Source organism: Ramlibacter sp. AN1015, assembly GCF_037726105.1.
In the GTDB taxonomy this organism is placed as follows: Bacteria; Pseudomonadota; Gammaproteobacteria; order Burkholderiales; family Burkholderiaceae_C; genus Ramlibacter.
Genome location: NZ_JBBJUM010000015.1, coordinates 1 through 18,983 on the forward strand (window position 1 = coordinate 1; position 18,983 = coordinate 18,983).

Here is an 18,983-nt window from a genome sequence, read left to right on the forward strand (position 1 = left end):
TCCTCCACCGCAATCGCCCTTCAGCGACCAACTCACCACTTTTCAGTGACTCGCCGTTTTCAGCGGAGCCTGCGATTATGCCATGGTGAAATTGGAGGCCTCAACCTAATCCCTGCGTTGCAGTCGGTTTTTCGCGCCGCCGCCAGGGCGGGTGCCGCGGAGCTCGAAGAGTTGGCCTGTAAACAGCACTGGCAGCGGAGCCGGCGACTCCAAGACGCCACGGGTGCTTGGCGAGGCGAGTGCGACCAACCACGCAGCAGCCCCCCCCCCGTCATCGCCGAAGCTCGCCAGCGACCAGGTGTACCCTGCCGGCCTCGCATTCGCCTCGCGGCTGCGCATCCGCGCACCCGATCTCGCTTCCCCACATCGATTCGTATGGCCCTCCTCACCCTCATGAATGCACAGCTCGCCTTCGGGCATCTGCCTTTGCTGGACCACGCCGACTTCGCGCTGGAGGCGCAGGAGCGCGTCGGCCTGATTGGACGCAACGGAGCCGGCAAGTCGTCCCTTCTGCGGATCCTGGCGGGGCTGGAGGTGGCCGACGATGGCGTTCTTCACGTGCAGCAAGGGCTGGAGATCGCGTTCGTCGCTCAGGAGCCGCAGCTGGACCCGCAGGCGAGCACCTTCGACGCTGTGCGCGGCGGCCTGTCCGCGGTGGTGTCTCTCATCGACCAGTACAGCCACGGCAAGGGCGACCTGGATGCATTGCAGCGCCAGATCGAAGCCCACGACGGCTGGAACTGGCAGCAGCGCGTAGAGGAGACTCTGCAGCGGCTGCGGCTCGACCCCGCGGCAGCCGTAGGGTCGCTCTCCGGCGGCACCCGCAAGCGTGTGGCGCTCGCGCAGGCACTGGTGCGCCGTCCGGACGTCCTCCTGCTCGACGAGCCCACCAATCACCTCGACCTCGACGCCATCGAATGGCTTGAGGATCTGCTGCTGGCCTTCGCTGGCAGCGTCGTCACCATCACGCACGACCGAGCGTTCCTGGACCGCATCGCCACCCGGATCGTCGAACTCGATCGGGGGCAGCTGCGCTCGTATCCGGGCAATTTCAGCCGATTCCAGTTGCTGAAGGAAGAGCAGTCGGCGCAGGAAGCTACGCTGAACGCGAAGGCCGACAAGCTGCTGGCGCAGGAAGAGGTCTGGATCCGACGTGGCGTGGAGGCGCGCCGCACCCGAGCCCAGGGCCGCATCAATCAGCTCGAACAACTGCGTCAGAACCGCGCCGCGCGGCGCGACGCGGTGGGACGCGTCAAGATGGACGTGGCGAGCGGCGCCCCCAGCGGGAAGCTGGTAGCGGAGCTCGAGAACATCGACAAGTCCTTCGCCGACAGATGCGTCGTGCGCGGCTTTTCGGCCACCATCCTGCGCGGCGACCGGGTGGGCCTGATCGGTCCGAACGGCGCCGGCAAGACCACGCTGCTCAAGCTGATCCTCGGCGAACTGGAGCCCGACGCCGGAACCGTTCGACGCGGTGCAAACCTGCAGGTCGCCTACTTCGACCAGATGCGCGATGCACTCGACCTGGACGCAACGCTGGAAGACTTCATCAGCCCCGGCAGCGAATGGATCGAAATCGGCAAGCAGCGCAAGCATGTCAAGAGCTACCTGGGTGACTTCCTGTTCTCGCCGGCCCGAGCCGGCTCGCCCGTGCGCTCTCTCTCGGGCGGCGAGCGCAATCGCCTGCTGCTGGCCCGCCTGTTCGCCCGTCCCGCCAACGTGCTGGTGCTGGACGAGCCGACGAACGACCTCGACATCGACACCCTCGAACTGCTCGAAGACCTGCTGCGGACCTACGAAGCGACGGTGTTCCTGGTGAGCCACGACCGCAGCTTCCTCGACAACGTGGTCACCAGCACCATCGCGTTCGAAGGCGATGGTCGGTGGCGCGAATATGAAGGAGGCGTGCAGGATTGGCTGACCCAGTCGCGCAGGTCTCGCGCGCTTGCAACTGCGCCGCCGGCTGCACCGCGCCCCCTGGCGCAGCAGCCGTCCGCATCGTCGGCGCTGCACGCTGGCGGCGCGCGGAGAAAACTGAGCTACAAGGAGCAGCGCGAGCTGGATGCCTTGCCCTCGCTGATCGAGGGGCTCGAGAACGAACAGGCGGACATCGCGCAGCAGCTGGCCGACGGCAGCGTCTATCGCACCGACGGTGCGCTGGCCGCCCGGCTTACAGCCCGCAGCGCCGCCATCGAAGACGAGCTCATGGCGGCGCTCGAGCGATGGGAACAACTCGGCTCGCCGTCGTAGACCGCTGCTGATCCGCGCCGCTGATCCACTCTACTGATCCGCCCTGTAGTCGCTGACCGGCAGCCGGTCGAGCCTACAGCCGACCTTGCGCTTGCACCTGCGGCTGCCGCGTGGCACTACAGTGCAAGCACCATGGCCACCGCGCCGCTCCCACTCCACGACATCCTGTTGCGCCGGGTCTTGCGCCTGATGCTGGCCATCCTCATGCTGAACGGCGCCGCCGCCTGTGCCAGTCTTCCGCAGGGCGTCGAGCGTCCGGTCAGCAAGGCGTTCGCTGCGCCCGCGACAACGCCGCTAGGCAAGCTCTCCAGCACCTTGCGCGCACGGGCGCAGGCGCACAGCGACTCCGGCTTCCACCTCCTCGACACGGTCGAGAGCGCCCTGACCAGCCGCCTCGCGCTGGTCGAGGGCGCCCGACACACGCTGGATCTGCAGTACTACGCAATGCACGCGGACGCGAGCACCGAGCTGATCTTGAGCAAGGTGCGTGATGCTGCCCGGCGCGGCGTACGCGTGCGCATCCTGCTGGACGACTTCAACTCCGCCGGCGAAGACGCCCAGATCCTGCGGATCGCCTTCGAACCGAATGTCGAATTCCGGCTGTTCAACCCGCTGCCCGGCTCGCGGGGCTCCTTCGTCGGTCGCATCCTCGGGTCGCTGCACGACGTGCAGCGCATCCAGCAGCGCATGCACAACAAGCTGTTCATCGCCGACAGCGCCTGGGGCATCACAGGAGGGCGCAACCTGGGCGACGCCTATTTCGGCGACGACGAGAGCAGCAACTTCGTCGATCTCGACGTCCTGGCCACCGGGCGCATCGTGCGCGACATGGCCGCGAGCTTCGACCGCTACTGGAACGACGAGCTCGCCTACCCGGTGCAGTCGCTGCTCTCGCCCGAAGACCTCGACCGCCTGCGGCGTCGCGCGCCTCAGGCGCCGAAGGCGCCCGCGGACGCCGCGGTGCTCCCGGTCGTCGCACCTGGCGCCGGCACGCGCGACCACGCGCCCATGGACCTCGCCCGCGTGCGGATGGTCTGGGCGCCCTCCATCCTGCTGGTGGACAAGCCGGAAAAGATCGCCGCCGCAGAAAACGATCCGGCCGCGGGCGACACGGTGGTGGACGGCCTCATCGGCCTCATGCGCCAGGCCCGCAAAGACGTGCTGATCGTCTCCCCCTACTTCGTGCCGGGCGCGCAGATGATGGCCGCCTTCGCGGACCTGCGCGAGCGCGGCGTGGCGGTGCGCGTCCTGACCAACTCGCTCGCCTCCAACGACGCCCCGGCCGCGCACGCGGGATACGCGCGCTACCGACGAGACCTGTTGCGCCTGGGCGTGCAGCTGCACGAAATGCGCGCCGATCCGCATGGCGCCGTCGGGCTCGCCGGCTCTGCAGCCGATCGATCTGGCCACGGCGCGTTCGGCCTCGGCGGATCGCTCGGGAGCGGCATCGGCGGCTCCAAGGGCGCCACGTCCAAGGTGAGCCTGCACTCCAAGGCGGTGGTGATCGACCGCAGTCTGTCGGTGATCGGATCCATGAACCTCGACCTGCGATCCCAGCTGCAAAACAGCGAGGTCGCCCTGCTGATTCGCAGCGGCACCCTCGGCGGCGAGGCCGCGCGCCTGATCGAATCGACGCTTGCGCGCAGCGCCTACCGCGTCGCGTTCGATGACGATGGGCTGGTCTGGCGCGCGCCGCCCGGGGCGTCGTTCGGCGACGCGCGCAGCGAACCCGAAGCCAGCCTGCGCCTGCGCTTGCTGGTGCGCCTGCTGGGCCCGTTCGCCCCCGACGAAATGCTCTGAGGGTCGGCGCCGATTACGATCGGCGCATGCGTTCTCGGCACATACCCTGTCTCCGTTCATGAGCAGCGGCGAACTGACTGCCCTGCTGGTCTTCTGCACGGCGATGAGCTTCTCGCCCGGACCGAACACCACCTTGTCCACGGCCCTCGCCGCCAACCACGGGCTGCGCCACGCGCTGCGCTTCTGCCTGGCCGTGCCGACCGGCTGGACCCTGCTGATGCTGGCCACCGGGCTGGGTCTGGGCGGGCTGGTCGCCGGCATGCCGGCGTTGCGCTGGACCGTGAAACTGGCCGGGGTGGCGTACCTGCTCTGGCTGGCCTGGAAGCTGGCGGTGCAGCGCGCCGGCCTCGCCCAGCTCGACGAAAGCCGTATCGATGTGAGCTTCCCGCAAGGCGTCGGCCTGCAGTTCGTGAACATCAAGGCATGGATGCTCGCGCTCACGCTGTCCGCCGGATGGGTCGTGAACGCCGGCGGCCAGCCGGCCAGCAATCCGGGCGAGCGGCTGGCGATCGTCTGCGCCTTCATGGTCGTTTTCGCCTTCACCAGCAACTTCACCTATGCCCTGGCCGGCTCGCTGCTGCGTGGCTGGCTGGCGGAGGGGCGACGCCTGACCTGGTTCAACCGCGTTTTGGCGCTGGTCTTGGTGGCGACCGCCGCCTGGATGGTCACCGTATGAGCGGCGGGCCGCAATCGCGCGGCTTGGCGCTGGGCCTGCTGGGCGTCACGATCTTCGCGCTGACGCTGCCCATGACGCGGCTGGCGGTCGGAACGCCCGAGGCACCCCATCTTCCCGCCGCCTTCCTGGCATTCGGCCGGGCCGCAGTCGCGGCCGTGCTGGCGGCGGCATTCCTGCTCGCAGTGCGCGCTCCGTGGCCCCGTCGCAGCGACCTGCTGCCGCTGGCGGTGACCTCGGCCGGTGTGGTGTTCGGCTTTCCGCTCTTCACCTCGATGGCGATGCGCCACGTCCAGGCGGTCCACGCCAGCGTGGTGATCGGCACGCTTCCGCTGGCCACGGCGCTGGTCGCCGCCTGGCTGCACCGCCAGCGGCCGTCCGCCGGCTTCTGGGGCTGCGCCGTGCTCGGCTGCGCGATGGTGGTGGCGTTCTCGCTGTCCCGCGCGGGAGCACCCGGGCTCGAGCTGCATCCGGCCGATCTGCTGCTGCTGGCCGGGGTCGGCTGCGCCGCCGTCGGCTACGCCTGGGGCGCAAGGCTGTCGCAGCGCATGCCAGCCGAGCACGTGATCTGCTGGGCGCTGCTGCTGGCCCTGCCCCTCACGCTCCCCGCGAGCTGGTGGACCCGCCCTGCCGCATCGGTGCCGGCTGCGGCCTGGTGGGCATTCGCGTATGTCGCGGTGTTCTCCATGTGGTTGGGCTTCTTCGCCTGGTACCGGGGACTCGCGCTGGGCGGCACCGTACGTGTGAGCCAGGTCCAGCTGCTGCAGCCTTTCCTGGGCATGCTGTTCGCCGTGCCGCTGCTGGGCGAGACACTCGATGCCCGCAGCGTCGGCTTCGCCGTGGCCGTCATGGCTACAGTCCTGGTGGGCAGGACCATGCCCGTTCGCACCCCCCGCCCCGCAAACCCATGAACCGACGACCTTTCGCCCAAGTCGATGTCTTCACCGACCAGCCCTATCGCGGCAACCCGCTCGCGGTGGTGCTCGATGGACGCGGCCTGTCCACCGAGGACATGCAGCGCTTCACCGACTGGACCAATCTGTCCGAGGCCACGTTCGTGCTGCCCCCGGAACATCCCGAGGCCGACCTGCGCGTGCGCATCTTCTGCCCGGGCCGGGAGCTGCCCTTCGCCGGGCATCCGACCCTCGGCACCTGCCACGCGTGGCTGGAAGCCGGCGGGCGGCCCAAGGGCACCGACGTGGTCCAGGAATGCGGCATCGGGCTGGTGCGTGTGCGCCGCGAAGGCACGCGACTGGCGTTCGCGGCACCGCCGCTGCTGCGTGGCGGCCCGCTCTCCGAAGCCGAGGTGGTGCAGCTGGCGCGCGGCCTGGGCCTGGCGCGCGAGGACATCGCCGCACACGCCTGGTGCGACAACGGCCCGGGCTGGCGTGGCCTGCTGCTGCATTCGGTGCAGCAGCTGCGCACACTGCGTCCCGACGCCGGCGTGCTGGGCGGCCAGTTCGTCGGCCTGGTCGCGCCGCTGCCCGCCGGCGACGACTGTGCCTTCGAGCTGCGCGCATTCTTTCCCGGCCCCGGCGGCTTCAGCGAAGACCCGGTAACCGGAAGCCTCAATGCGGCCGTGGCGCAGTGGCTCATCGGCGCCGGCCTTGCCCCGGCGCAGTACCGCGCGAGCCAAGGCGCCGCCGTGGGCCGTGCCGGCCGCATCCACCTCGCGCAGGACAGCGCCGACGCGTCCACCATCTGGGTCGGCGGAGACTCGGTCACATGCATCCGCGGCACGGTGCAACTCTGAGGCCGCCATGGGAATGCTTTACCTCGTGCGACACGGCCAGGCCTCCTTCGGCGCCGACGACTACGACCAGTTGAGCGCGCTCGGCCGGCGCCAGAGCGTGCGCCTGGGCGAGTACTTCGCCGAGCGGGGCCTGCACTTCGACGCGCTGATTGCAGGCGACCTCCGACGCCACAAGCAGACCTTGGCCGGCATCCTCGAGGGCATGCGCCACGACGCGGAGCATGTGACCTGGAACGGCCTGAACGAGTACGACAGCCATGCCCTCATCGCCACCGTCCATCCCGAGCCGCTGGCCAGAGCCGACTCTCCAGAGGCCTACCGGCATCACTTCCGTCTGCTGCGTGACGCCCTCGGACGCTGGATGGCCGGCACCACCAGTCCACTGGGCATGCCGACCTACTCCGACTTCGTCGCCGGAGTCACGGGAGTGCTCGACCACGTGCGCAGCAGCCACCATGGCCGCAACGTGCTGATCGTCAGCAGCGGCGGCCCGATCGCCACCGCGGTGGGCCAGGTGCTGCAGACGCCCTACGAGACGACCATCGAGCTGAACCTGCGCATCCGCAACACCTCCGTTACCGAGTTCGCCTTCACGCCTCGCCGCCACATGCTCGTGAGCTACAACGGGCTGCCGCATCTCGACGCCGCGCCTTATCGCGACTGGATCACCTACGCCTGAGGACGCTGCGCACCGCACGCATGACGGACATCGACCATTCCTCGACCGCATGAGCCCCGACCACGAAACCCGACCTCCTGCAGACCGCTGGCAGGTCATCTGCCTGTGCGCCGACTGGTGCGGCACCTGCCGCGACTGGCGCGCTGCGCTGGCACGCGTCGCGCGCTCGCATCCGCAGGTGCGCTTCTCCTGGGTGGACATCGAAGACGAGGCCGACACCGTTGGGGAGATCGACATCGAGACCTTTCCCACGCTGCTCATCGCGCAGGGCATGCACCCCCGATTCTTCGGCCCGGTGCTGCCCCACCCCGGCACGCTCGAGCGGCTGCTCGCCAGCCTGATGGCCGACCCGCACGTCGCAGCGGCACCGGATGAGGCCGCCGATCTGCTCCTACGCCTGAGTTCGCTCCAGCTCAAGCTCATCTGAGAGCGCGTTTTCGTGCAGGGCACGTCCTCTGGTCGCGTGCGGCTTCGTCCTACGAAGCTCTTCTTCCCATCCTGACGAGCGCGCAAGTTCGGCAATCGCTCAATGCACCCCATGGCCGGCGCCGCAGCAGTACGTGGGATGCCGGTCATGCATCAACCTACGCTTTACCCAAGGAGTACCCACATGGCATCCAGCAACCAAGGCGGCAAGTCCGGCAGCTCCAACCGAGGCTTCGCCTCCATGGACCCGCAGCGTCAGCGCGAAATCGCCAGCCAGGGCGGGCGCGCCGCCCACGAGAAGGGCACCGCACACGAGTTCAGTTCCGAAGAAGCGCGTGAGGCTGGCCGCAAGGGTGGCCAGGCGCGCAGCCAGAACCGTGCGAACGGAATGGCCAACAAGAGCAACGCGCAAAAGTAAGCACCAGCAGGGCCGGGGACGTGGGCAGGTCCCCGGTCGGCTGCCGGTCCCGCTGCCGCTGCGCCCCTCATCGGGGCGCGAGCGGACGCACCGGAATCACTCCTCGCACCGCGTGCTGCGAGCGGGCCCTCAACTGCCCACACCCCCCATCGACATCCTGTGCGGCCGACTGCCGCAACTTGGTCAGCACGCCGCGGCGGTGCAGGCTGCGCGCCATGGCCGCGGCCCGCTCCCAGGACGGGCGGCGGAAGTCCAGCCCCGGCACCTGGTTGAAGGGGATCAGGTTCAACACGCCGTGGCGTCCGGCCAGCAGGCGCACGATGCCTTCGATCTCGTCCTCGCCGTCGTTCACCCCCTCGATCAGCGTCCACTGGTACTGCACCGGATAGCCCGTTGCACGGGCATAGCGCTCCGCGGCCTCCACCAGTTCCTCGGGTTCCATGCGCGGGGCCCGCGGCAGCAGCCGCGCGCGCAGGTCGCTGCGGGTCGTGTGCAGGGACAAGGCCAGTGCCGGGCGCACACGGCCGCCGGGCAGGCGCTCGAAGACGCGCGGATCGCCGACCGTCGAGAACACCAGGCTCTTGTGACCGATGTTCCCCGCGGTGCCCAACAGGTCGATGGCTTCCATCACGTTGTCCAAGTTGTGGGCGGGCTCGCCCATACCCATGAACACCACCTTCTTCACCGGCCGGCGGCGCCGTGCGAGCGCCACCTGCGCGACGATCTCGGCGCTTCCCAGCTGGCGCACCAGCCCGTCGCGCCCGGTCATGCAGAACACACAGCCGACGGCGCAGCCGACCTGGGTGGACACGCACAGCCCGTCGCGGGGCAGCAGCACGCTTTCGACACACTGGCCATCGGAGAGCGCGAGCAGCATGCGCTCGCCGCCATCGGCTGAGGCATGCGCCGACACGAGACGGGCGAGCTGGTCGAGCTCGCGCTCGATCGACGGCAGTGCCGCGCGCAAAGCAGCGGGCATGAAGTGTTCGAGGCGGCGCGGTCCGCTGTCCTGCGGCAGCGCCTGAGACCACAGCCGCAGCACCCGTCGCTCGTGCACCGGCAGCGCCTGCGCGTCACGCAGCCGCTGCACCAAAGTCTCGATTCGCATCCGGCGAGCTTAAACGCAGCCTCCAGGGCGGCGGCGCCGGCGGCATTCCAGGGGCTGCATCGGCTATGCACCTACCTCGGCCTCGGAAGGGAAACACCCGCTCGCGCTCTTATGTCGAAGCGCACGCGGGGGCTGGGGCAGCGGCCTGCGCGGCGCGCGGATGGCCCGGCGCGGGCGAATGGCAGAACCGCCGCGCCCGTACCGGTTGAAAACCCGCCTTTCCGACACCCTGCCGCGGTCGCTGCCGATCTCTCAGCGCTGCCCGTTCGTGGTGCCCTGCGTGCCCGAGCGGTCGGGCTCGGCCGGCTCCGAGATGTCGCCCAGCGACTGCCCCACATCGGCTTCGTCGTCCGCTCCCTTGGCCGCGATGTCGCCGATGGAAATGATCCCCACCAGCCGCTCCTTGCTGTCCACGACCGGCATGCGCCGTATCTGCGCGCTCGACATTTCACCCAGCACATCGTCCACGTCGTCGTCCTCGCGCACGGTGCGCACATGTCCGCTCATGACGTCCGAGAGCTTGCAATTGGAGATGTCGCCGCCCTGGGTGACGCCGCGCACCACGATGTCCCTATCGGTGACCACGCCTACCAGACGCGGCCCCTCGCACACCGGAATAACCCCCACGTTGAGTTCGTCCATTGCCTGGGCTGCCTTCACCACCGAATCGCTCGGCGTGAGCGTGCGCACGTCCCGGGTCATCACGTCTGCCACGGTAGCCATCTGATCTCTCCTGCATTGAGCTTGCACCGGCCAGCGTGCCGGCTGCACGTCAATCTAGGCCGGGCACCCGCAAGCGCCGTCGGCCGGCTCGCAAGCTCCCGTAGGACATTCACGCGAGGATGAACCGCCTCGCCCGCACGCCTACAGCGCCGGGCGATCAACCAGGGTGGACAGCGGCAGCTGCACCACCTCCTTCAGCAGCGCGGCCAACTGCACGCCCGCTGCGGCCACCACGGCGCGGCCCTTCTCGGCGCTCGCACGCGCCGCGTTGCCTGCGGCGCCGTGCGCGTTGTAGTCCTGCATCTGCCACCCGAGCTTGGCGCTGCGGCCGTTGCCCAGGATGGGGTAGCGGGCGGCGCGGTCCTGCGAGCTGGAGCGGAAGTCCTGCGCCAGATCCATCGCCACCAGCTCGGGGCGCAGCGCCAGCATCATCGAGGTCTCCATGTCGCCCGCGTGGATGCCGAACCGATGCTCCTCGGGGGAAAAGAGCGACTCGACCTCGTCTCCCAGCGGCAGGCCGAACCAGTTGACCGACAGCACGATCAGTTCGCAGCGCGCACGCAGGTCGCGCGCGACGATGTCCATCACGCTGACCTGGCCGCCATGCCCGTTGAAGAGGACGAGCTTGCGCACGCCCGCGCGTGCGACCGACTCACCGATTTCCGTCCACAGGCGGATCAGCGTCTCGGCCGACAAGGTGAGCGTGCCTGGAAAGCGCAGGTGCTCGTTGCTCTTGCCCACGGCCTGGGTCGGCAGGAACAGCACCGGCGCATCCTGGGGCAGGTGCGGCAGGCTGGCCGCCACGACGCCGTCGAGCAGCGTTGCATCGACGCTCAGGGGCAGGTGCGGTCCGTGCTGCTCGATGGCGGCCACCGGCAGCACCGCGACGGTCTGCTGCGCGAGGCCGTTCGCCTGGCGCAGCGCGAAATCACGCGTGCTCAGCTCGGCCCAGAAACGGGAGGTGCGGGTCATCCCGGCATCTTAGGCGCAGCCATGCGCCCCCTCGCGGTGGCCGGGCTCGGAGCGCGAGCCGCCTGCGCTTTCACCACCGCGCCGGCGTCGCGTGGCCGCCCCGCGAACAGGCCGTCGCGCTCCCGACCGCGCTACGGGACAGCCGCGCTCATCAGCCGCACCCACCCCGGCTCAACTTGCGCCGCAGACCTACAGCAGCCCGCGACGCACCGGCTCGACACTCGGGCGCATGTTCCGCTGCGTCGTGCCTGCGCTCGCGGCCGCGCTGCTCGCGGCTTGCGGCGACGTGGCGCGCCTGCCCGAAGGCGCTGCGACGGGCCCTGCGCCCGTACTGCCCGCGCCGCGCGAAGCACTGCTGCCCACCGTCAAGATCGCCCCGGCCAGCGGCTGGCCGGCCGGTCAGCAGCCCATCGCCCCCACCGGCTGGCGGGTGAGCGCCCTGGCCACGGGGCTGGACCATCCGCGCTGGCTGTATGTGCTGCCCAACGGCGACGTGCTCGTGGCCGAGAGCAACAAGCCGCAACCGCCGCCCGGCTTCGAGGCGCGGGGCCTCAAGGCGTGGGCGACGCGCCTGGTCATGCGCATCGCCGGAGCCGGCGTGCCCAGCGCCGACCGCATCACCCTGCTGCGCGACGCCGACGGCGACGGCATTGCCGAGACCCGCAGCGTGTTCCTGGAACATCTGCATTCGCCCTTCGGAATGGCGCTGGTGGGCGATCGGCTGTACATCGCGAACGCCGACGCGGTGGTGCACGTGCCCTATCGCCCAGGCGCCCTGCGCGCAGACGGCGCGCAGCCCGAGCTGCTGGCGGCGCTGCCGGCGGGCCGCAACCACCACTGGACCAAGAACCTCCTCGCCAGCAGCGATGGACAGCGGCTCTACGCCACCGTCGGCTCCAACAGCAACGTGGGCGAACACGGGATGGCCGAGGAAGTGGGACGTGCCGCCATCTGGGAAATCGCGCTGCCCTCGGGCCGCAAGCGCCTGTTCGCGAGCGGGCTGCGCAATCCCAACGGCCTGGCCTGGGAGCCGGCCACGGGCACACTCTGGACCGTGGTGAACGAGCGCGACGAACTCGGCAGCGACCTGGTGCCCGACTACCTCACTTCCGTGCGCGACGGCGGCTTCTACGGCTGGCCGTGGACGTACTGGGGCGGCGTTCAGGATCGTCGCGCGCCGCCACCGCCCGCCGAGGGCCTGCCGCGCAGCCTGGTGCCGGACTACGCGTTGGGCAACCACGTCGCGCCGCTCGGGCTCGCCTTCGTCGATGGCGAGCTGCCGCCGCCCTACGCGCTCGGCGCGCTGGTGGGCAACCACGGCTCCTGGAACCGCAGGCCCTTCGCTGGCTACGAGGTGGTGTTCGTTCCCTTCGCCGACGGCAAGCCCGCGGGCCCGCCCCGATCGCTGCTCACCGGCTTCCTCAGCCCCGAAGGCCGCGCCTGGGGCCGGCCGGTCGGCGTCGCCGTGGACAGACGCGGCGCGGTGCTGGTGGCCGACGACGTAGGCAACACCGTCTGGCGCGTGGCTCCGCCGCCTTGAGGGCAGGCCGCATCGTCCCATCGCCCTGATCGCCCTGCGGCGCGCTGCGTTTCGCCTGCGGCCTGCCGCTCCTGCGCGCCCGATTCGTCAGTCGCAGCGGCCCGTGCGCCCGGCGCGCTTCAGCCGGCCAGCGCACGCCGCGCCGCGGCGGCGATCGCTTCGGCATCCACCCCGAAGAAGCGGCGCAGCGCCGCCCGCGTGTCGCTGCGCCCGAAGCCGTCGGTACCCAAGGTACGGTAGGGCCGCGCCGCCGGCAGCCACGCGCGGATCGACTCGGGCACGGCGCGCACGTAGTCGCTGGCCGCCACGATCGGGCCGCGGCCTGCGGCGAGCAGTGCGTGCACGTGGGGAACGCCTGCCGCCGGCGCGCCCTCCAGCGCAGCCTGCTCGTGCGCCAGGCCGTCGCGCGCCAACTCGCTCCAACTGGTGACGCTGAACACCTCGCAGTACACGCCCTCGGCCGCCAGCCGCTGCGCCGCCGCGATCACCTCGGGCAGGATCGCGCCCGAGCCGAGCAGGCTCACGCGTTGCGACGACGCTTCGTCGCCCCAGGCGCCGAAGCGATAGCCCCCGCGCACCACGCCTTCGCGTGCCGCCTCGGGCAGATCGGGTTGCGGGTAGTTCTCGTTCATGAGCGTGATGTAGTGGAAGACATCGCGCTGCTCCACCAGCATCTCCCGCATGCCGTGATCGACGATCACGGCCATCTCACCGGCGAAGGCCGGATCCCAGGCCCGGCAGTTCGGGATGCTCGCGGCCACCAGGTGGCTGCTGCCGTCCTGGTGCTGCAGGCCTTCGCCGCCCAGCGTGGTGCGGCCCGAGGTGGCGCCCAGCAGGAAGCCGCGGGCACGCTGGTCGGCGGCCGCCCAGATCGCGTCCCCCACGCGCTGGAAACCGAACATGGAGTAGTAGATGTAGAAGGGCAGCATGGGCACGCCGTGCACGCTGTAGCTGGTGGCCGCGGCCGTCCAGCTTGCGATCGCGCCGGCCTCGCTGATGCCCTCTTCCAGAATCTGCCCGTCCAGCGCCTCGCGGTAGGACAGCACCGAACCGATGTCCTCGGGCTCGTAGCTCTGCCCCACGCTCGAATAGATGCCCACCTGCTTGAACAGGTTGGCCATGCCGAAGGTGCGCGCCTCGTCGGCCACGATGGGCACGATGCGCGGGCCCAGCTGCGGGTCCTTCAGCAGGTTGCCGAGCAGGCGCACGAAGGCCATGGTGGTGGACATCTCCTTGCCGGCCGCATCGGTGGCGAACTTCGCGTAGCGCGCGAGCTCCGGCACCTCGAGCCTGGGCGCCTGCGACTCGCGCCGCGGAAGATAGCCGCCCAGCGCCTGCCGCCGCGCGTGGAGGTAGCGCATCTCGGGGCTGTCGTCGGCCGGTTTGAGGAATTCGAGACCCGTGGCCTGTTCGTCCGACAGGGGCAGGTTGAAGCGATTGCGGAACTCGATCAGCGCAGCATCGTCCAGCTTCTTCTGGCTGTGCGTGGTCATGCGGCCCTGGCCCGCCGAGCCCATGCCGTAGCCCTTCTTGGTGTGCGCCAGGATCACGGTGGGCTGGCCCCGGTGCGCCGCGGCGGCGGCGTAGGCGGCATGGATCTTCACCAGGTCGTGCCCACCGCGCTTGAGGCGGTCGATCTGCTCGTCGGTCATGCCCTGCGCGAGGCGGGCAAGCTCCGGGTCCTGGCCGAAGAAGGTGTCGCGGTTGAAGCGCCCGTCCTTCGCGGCGAAGGTCTGCATCTGCCCATCGACGGTGTGCGCGAAGGCGCGCACCAGCGCGCCGGTGGTGTCGCGGGCGAACAGGCCGTCCCAGTCGCTGCCCCAGAGCAGCTTGATGACATTCCAGCCCGCGCCCCGGAACAGCTTCTCCAGCTCATCGACGATGCGACCGTTGCCGCGCACCGGGCCATCCAGGCGCTGCAGGTTGCAGTTGACCACCCACACCAGGTTGTCCAGCTTCTCGCGCGAGGCCAGCGTGAGCGCGCTCATGCTTTCGGGCTCGTCCATCTCGCCGTCGCCGAACACGCCCCACACGGTGCGGCCCGCGCAATCGAGCAGCTTGCGGTGCGTGAGGTAACGCATGAAGCGCGCGTGGTAGATCGAGCTGATCGGCCCGAGGCCCATGGAGCCGGTGGGGAACTGCCAGAAGTCGGGCATCAGCCACGGGTGCGGATAGCTGGAGAGCCCGCGCGCGCCCTGCTCGGGCGCCGTGATCTCCTGGCGGTAGTGGGCCAGGTCCTGCTCCGTGAGGCGCCCTTCGAGGAAGGCGCGGGCATATACCCCGGGCGCGCTGTGCGGCTGGAAGAAGACCAGATCGCCGCCCTGCTGCGCGTTGCGCGCCTGGAAGAAATGGTTGAAGCCCACCTCGAACAGGTCGGCCGCACTCGCGTAGCTCGCGATGTGTCCGCCCAGTTCGCCATAGGCCGCGTTGGCGCGCGCCACCATGGCCAGCGCGTTCCAGCGCATGAGCGAGGCCAGCCGCTCCTCGATGGCGAGGTCGCCGGGGAACACCGGCTGGCGGTCCACCGGGATGGTGTTGACGTAGGGCGTGACCAGCTCGGGCGACCAGCCGATGCGCGGGTCGCGTGCCAGGGTGGCGAGCTGGTCGAGGATGAAGCGGGCGCGCTCCGGGCCCTCGTGCGCCACCAGCGCGAGCAGCGCCTCGCGCCACTCGGCGGTTTCCTGCGGGTCGATGTCCGCGCCCGGGGCGGAGAGGAAGCGGGCAAGGCTGTGGTCGGTCATGGGGGTTCCGGTACGGTGGCCACTGTAGGCAGTCTTGCGCCAAACGAGGTGTTGAAATCGCGCTCTGCGCGCGCTCGAGCGGCACAATCTGCCGAGATACGCCCCTTTCTCAGCACACCATGCATCTGGATGCCATCGACCTGCGGATCCTTGCGCAGCTGCAGCACGACAGTTCCTTGAGCAATGTCGAGCTGGCGCGCCGGGTCCATCTTTCGCCCTCACCGTGCCTGGCGCGGGTGAAGGCATTGGAAAAAGCCGGCGTGATCCGCCAGTACGTCGCGCTGGCCGATCCGAAAGCCCTGGGGCTGGGCCTGAGCGTCTTCATCTCCATCAGCCTGAAGACCCAGTCGCGCGAAGCGCTCGCGGACTTCGAGCGGCGCATCGGCGAACACGAGGAAGTGATGGAGTGCTATCTGATGACCGGCGACAGCGACTACCTGATCCGGGTCGCTGTCGCCGACATCGCTGCGCTGGAGCGGTTCATCCTGAACCAGCTCACCCCCATTCCGGGCATCGAGAAGATCCGCTCGAGCTTCGCGCTCAAGCAGGTGCGCTACAAGACGGCGCTGCCGCTGCCTGCTCGGGTCGCGGCGAGCGGAGACTGATCACCACGCGCCGCAGCCGTGGTCACGTCCGACAAGCGCCCAAGGATCGCGGCCGCGCTGCGGAGCTGTGCACCGGTGAATCGGGTATCCGGCTTGTCCGGATGGGCTGCCGCGCCAGCGAGGCCAACGAGGCACTTTTGCAGCGCAACCAGCCGAGCTCTCTCTTCCGGCTTCGCCAATGTCATTTGCTCGGTGATGCCTGCGGAGGCCGCCTTCAAGAACGCCAGGTTCGTGACCACTCGGGTCGCGAATTGCTGCGCTTCATCGGCTCGCGATGTTTGACGGATCTCCGCCGCGACCGCATCGGCGATGTCGCGCAGGAGCAGCTTCGCTCTCGGAGAAAGCATGCGCTCGAGCGCGGTGGTCCAATCGCGTCCGACCTCCAATAGCGCATGGGCAATCTCCCCCTGCGTATCTTCCACCGTAGGCCGGTCGCCGGATTTTTCGCCCGACTTGACTCTGATCCGAGTTGCCAACCCGTCGAACTCGGCACGGAACGGACTGTCGCTTTGAATGACCTTCGCGATGTCTTTGCCGTTTCTGTCGTTGTTATCGCGGAACGCCTGGACCACCCCTTCGGCAGCATTGCTGCGCGCCCACTGCACCACACCGGCAATCAGGCGAGGCGACTCCGGATACGGTAGCACCCGCCCATTCGGCATCCCGCGAATTCCGTCAAGGTCGGCTTTGCGGTCTTCGATGGCGTGGTGCTCCGGTGACAGGGTGATAAGCACCGCCTCAGGACTGCTGTCGTCCTCACGGTCATCCGCAATCGACAAGCGTATCGGAGCGAGTTCATTCAAATCCCTCGCAATCGTCTCTCGCTCATGCGCGCCCGCCGGACCAAGCTTCGTTTCGCGCTCCCGCATCGTCGAAGCCGACTCGGCAGCCTTCCGATCTCCCGAAGAAGTGGCACGCCCCAGCCCAAGCACCGCGTCCCGCTGCCGCCGCGTTGCATCGAAATGCTCCCTCGAGATGTTGTGCGGCAGGGCCTGAGGAACAAGGCCCCTTTCTGCCGAGATGGAGGCGCGAACTTGGTCGCTGACCGCCATGGTCGCATCAGAACCTTCGCTGCACATCGATCTATTCACGACTTCCCCGTCCAAAGCCACCAAGTCCCACTGCTGCAGCGCAGCCATTGGATCGGTCTTGATCAGCTCGCGCATCTCCGCTTCCCACCTGTCCGCATCCGCGTGCTTCACCGGCTCGGCTTCGGCGCCTGACTGCGCTTGCGGCCGCATCGGCACCAGGCTCAGCGCCCGCCAGCCTTCGCGCCCGATCCAGGCCGCGCCGTCGCGCAGGGCGGAGCCCAAGCTCCTGAAGAAGGACGACACCGCATGGGCCGCTCCGCGCAAGGCGCTGCTCACGCCGGACACGGGACCAGAGCGCGCTGGCGCGCTGTGGGCCGAGGAATGGGGTTGTGCTGCTTGGCTGCGTTCCATGGCTCACTCCTGAGAAAAAACAGATCCCACCACCTCGATGCGCTGCGCCAGGCTCTCGCGCCAGTCGCGGCACTGCGTCACCAGCGCCGCCACCTCGCCGGCCAGCCGCTGCGCAGTGAGCGCATACGCGTGACACGACGGCCGCTACCGCACCCCGCCTAGTCAGAGCGCGTAGGGCTGGCGTGGCGCCCCGGAGACAGGGTGATACGAACCTCCTTAGGACTGTTGTCATCGCTATCGTCCTCACTGCTGTCCCCTATCGCCAGCTCTCTCAGTGCCGCGTCCCGCTCCATGGCATCGCGCCTGCGCGCTCCTTCCGGACCGAGCTTCGTTTCGCGCGCAACCAGCATCGGGGCTGAATCGAAGGCACCCGCTGAATACTTGGGCTGCGCACCCTTCGCCGCACTCGAATCGGCACGCTCGGCGTCGCCGGCCTGAGCGCCAATGGCACCCGATCCGAGCGCGGCGGTGGGTTGCTCATGCCTCGGTTCTGACTCCTCGCTCCTCACGGTATCGACCATGTCTGAGGAGTCAGCGCCCGTCGCTGCAACGGGTGCTTGGACCGACTTCCCATCAACAGCAGAGCCGGTGCGAGCCGGTGGAAACGGCAGATTCAGCAGGCCGTCCCATGCCTCCCTCACCGAGGCATACGCTTCATCCAGTGGGCCGCCACCATTGTTGATGCGGCCATCAGTCAATGCTGCGTTTGTATGGGCCGTCAGTGGAGCGAGCCGCTGCTGGTAGCCTGACAGTCGGCTCTGCGTCAACACCCCCTCCGTCATCGTAGGCCGCGGGTACATCTTCAACAGCAAGGCCGCGAGGGCACAGTACCCGGCGTCGGGGCCCAGCGCTTCGGCGACGGAGTGCCCAACTGCAGCCAGGGTGTCCGTCACCCGCTTCGGCAACAGGGCCTCCACGTATGCCGCGTCCCGAATTGCATTGGCCTCCACAGCGTGGGCCAGATGCCTGCAGGCCTCGTCGTCCATGCATGCGTCCACGATCTCGCACGCGACCATCGTGTCCACAAGCGCGTTCGTGTTGCGCTGATCCAGCGTCGGTACCCCGCGGAAGATCCGCTTGGGGTCCGTTCTGAACGCTTCCGCATCCGGAGAAACGAGCCAATCGCGCAGGCGCTTTAGTGCTGCATCGCGCTTCTGGACCCGGGCTTCAGCGGCCTGCACCCGGGGGCTCTCCTGCGCTTGCGGCCGCATCGGCACCAGGCTCAGCGCCCGCCAGCCTTCGCGCCCGATCCAGGCCGCGCCGTCGCGCAGGGCGGAGCCCAAGCTCCTGAAGAAGGACGACACCGCATGGGCCGCTCCGCGCAAGGCGCTGCTCACACCGGACAGGGGACCAGAGCGCGCGGGCGCGCTGTGGGCCGAGGAATGGGGTTGTGCTGCTTGGCTGCGTTCCATGGCTCACTCCTGAGAAAAGACAGATCCCACCACCTCGATGCGCTGCGCCAGGCTCTCGCGCCAGTCGCGGCACTGCGTCACCAGCGCCGCCACCTCGCCGGCCAGCCGCTGCGCAGTGAGCGCATCGATGTCCAGCGTGCGGCACAACGCGATGCACTCGCCCTCGCGCTTGAGCGCGAAGGACGCTTCGCCCAGCGCGCGGGTGTCCAGGTTGGCGCGCAGCAGCATGAGCACCACCGCGTCGCGGTCGAGGCCGGCCAGCGGCACCACCTCGGTGGCCAGGCACAGCACCTCGGCGTCCTCGCGCCAGCGCAGATCGACCTGCACGTCGCCGCCGAAGCTCACGGCGCAGCAGTGCCCGCTGTCCAGCCGCAGACTGGACAGGCCGATCTCGCGGGCGAAATCGGACAGAAGGGTGTGGATGTTCATGAGGCGTCCTTC

17 protein-coding genes are annotated in these 18,983 nt (G+C 69.1%); 10 read left to right on the plus strand and 7 right to left on the minus strand.

Going from position 1 to position 18,983, the window contains the following annotated elements:
- The first annotated feature begins 375 nt into the window (after positions 1 to 375).
- From WG922_RS18940 to WG922_RS18975, 8 genes are all read left to right on the plus strand, one after another.
- Positions 376 to 2,250 (plus strand): ATP-binding cassette domain-containing protein, encoded by a 1,875-nt coding sequence (locus WG922_RS18940; protein WP_340284420.1) that lies wholly within the window; start codon positions 376 to 378, stop codon positions 2,248 to 2,250.
- Positions 2,251 to 2,382: 132 nt separating this feature from the next.
- The gene (locus tag WG922_RS18945) at positions 2,383 to 4,050 is read left to right on the plus strand and encodes a phospholipase D-like domain-containing protein (protein ID WP_340284421.1); all 1,668 of its coding nucleotides are present in this window, start codon (positions 2,383 to 2,385) and stop codon (positions 4,048 to 4,050) included.
- Between the two features lie 58 nt (positions 4,051 to 4,108).
- On the plus strand, positions 4,109 to 4,726 hold the full coding sequence (locus tag WG922_RS18950; protein ID WP_340284423.1) for a LysE family translocator: 618 nt from the start codon (positions 4,109 to 4,111) through the stop codon (positions 4,724 to 4,726).
- Complete coding sequence (locus tag WG922_RS18955; protein WP_340284424.1) at positions 4,723 to 5,634, plus strand: DMT family transporter; 912 nt, start codon at positions 4,723 to 4,725, stop codon at positions 5,632 to 5,634. Before WG922_RS18950 ends, WG922_RS18955 begins: the two co-directional genes overlap by 4 nt.
- Positions 5,631 to 6,476 (plus strand): PhzF family phenazine biosynthesis protein, encoded by an 846-nt coding sequence (locus tag WG922_RS18960; protein WP_340284425.1) that lies wholly within the window; start codon positions 5,631 to 5,633, stop codon positions 6,474 to 6,476. Before WG922_RS18955 ends, WG922_RS18960 begins: the two co-directional genes overlap by 4 nt.
- A 7-nt stretch (positions 6,477 to 6,483) precedes the next feature.
- Positions 6,484 to 7,155 (plus strand): histidine phosphatase family protein, encoded by a 672-nt coding sequence (locus tag WG922_RS18965; RefSeq protein WP_340284426.1) that lies wholly within the window; start codon positions 6,484 to 6,486, stop codon positions 7,153 to 7,155.
- A 49-nt stretch (positions 7,156 to 7,204) separates the two neighbouring features.
- Positions 7,205 to 7,582, plus strand: coding sequence for a thioredoxin family protein (locus WG922_RS18970; RefSeq protein ID WP_340284428.1), 378 nt, complete (start codon positions 7,205 to 7,207; stop codon positions 7,580 to 7,582).
- Between the two features lie 183 nt (positions 7,583 to 7,765).
- Positions 7,766 to 7,999: a KGG domain-containing protein gene (locus WG922_RS18975; protein ID WP_340284429.1), complete on the plus strand. Its 234-nt coding sequence runs from the start codon at positions 7,766 to 7,768 to the stop codon at positions 7,997 to 7,999.
- Positions 8,000 to 8,066: 67 nt separating this feature from the next.
- On the opposite strand, the gene WG922_RS18980 is transcribed toward WG922_RS18975, so the two are convergent.
- The 3 genes from WG922_RS18980 to WG922_RS18990 form a co-directional block, all read right to left on the minus strand.
- A complete protein-coding gene (locus WG922_RS18980; protein ID WP_340284431.1) occupies positions 8,067 to 9,107 on the minus strand; it encodes an RNA methyltransferase in 1,041 nt (346 codons plus the stop codon).
- 252 nt (positions 9,108 to 9,359) lie between these two features.
- The gene (locus tag WG922_RS18985) at positions 9,360 to 9,830 is read right to left on the minus strand and encodes a CBS domain-containing protein (protein ID WP_340284432.1); all 471 of its coding nucleotides are present in this window, start codon (positions 9,828 to 9,830) and stop codon (positions 9,360 to 9,362) included.
- Between the two features lie 141 nt (positions 9,831 to 9,971).
- Complete coding sequence (locus tag WG922_RS18990) at positions 9,972 to 10,802, minus strand: creatininase family protein (RefSeq protein ID WP_340284433.1); 831 nt, start codon at positions 10,800 to 10,802, stop codon at positions 9,972 to 9,974.
- A gap of 229 nt (positions 10,803 to 11,031) precedes the next feature.
- Here WG922_RS18990 and WG922_RS18995 point away from each other — a divergent pair, with 229 nt between their 5' ends.
- Positions 11,032 to 12,342, plus strand: a complete 1,311-nt coding sequence (locus tag WG922_RS18995) for a PQQ-dependent sugar dehydrogenase (protein WP_340284435.1) — start codon at positions 11,032 to 11,034, stop codon at positions 12,340 to 12,342.
- 119 nt (positions 12,343 to 12,461) lie between these two features.
- Here the strand turns inward: WG922_RS18995 and mdeB are convergent, their stop codons facing one another.
- Positions 12,462 to 15,083 carry an alpha-ketoglutarate dehydrogenase gene (gene mdeB / locus WG922_RS19000; protein WP_340284436.1) on the minus strand — a complete coding sequence of 874 codons (2,622 nt, stop codon included), beginning with the start codon at positions 15,081 to 15,083 and terminating at the stop codon, positions 12,462 to 12,464.
- Between the two features lie 119 nt (positions 15,084 to 15,202).
- Between mdeB and WG922_RS19005 the strand changes: the two genes are divergently transcribed.
- Positions 15,203 to 15,688 (plus strand): Lrp/AsnC family transcriptional regulator, encoded by a 486-nt coding sequence (locus tag WG922_RS19005; protein WP_340284437.1) that lies wholly within the window; start codon positions 15,203 to 15,205, stop codon positions 15,686 to 15,688.
- On the opposite strand, the gene WG922_RS19010 is transcribed toward WG922_RS19005, so the two are convergent.
- The 3 genes from WG922_RS19010 to WG922_RS19020 all read right to left on the minus strand — a co-directional run bounded on the left by WG922_RS19010 (position 15,637) and on the right by WG922_RS19020 (position 18,971).
- On the minus strand, positions 15,637 to 17,130 hold the full coding sequence (locus WG922_RS19010; RefSeq protein ID WP_340284438.1) for a hypothetical protein: 1,494 nt from the start codon (positions 17,128 to 17,130) through the stop codon (positions 15,637 to 15,639). The two genes, WG922_RS19005 and WG922_RS19010, sit on opposite strands and share 52 nt — an antisense overlap.
- A gap of 158 nt (positions 17,131 to 17,288) precedes the next feature.
- Positions 17,289 to 18,542: a hypothetical protein gene (locus tag WG922_RS19015; RefSeq protein WP_340284439.1), complete on the minus strand. Its 1,254-nt coding sequence runs from the start codon at positions 18,540 to 18,542 to the stop codon at positions 17,289 to 17,291.
- A gap of 3 nt (positions 18,543 to 18,545) precedes the next feature.
- Positions 18,546 to 18,971, minus strand: a complete 426-nt coding sequence (locus WG922_RS19020; RefSeq protein ID WP_340284440.1) for a type III secretion system chaperone — start codon at positions 18,969 to 18,971, stop codon at positions 18,546 to 18,548.
- Between the last annotated feature and the right edge of the window lie 12 nt (positions 18,972 to 18,983).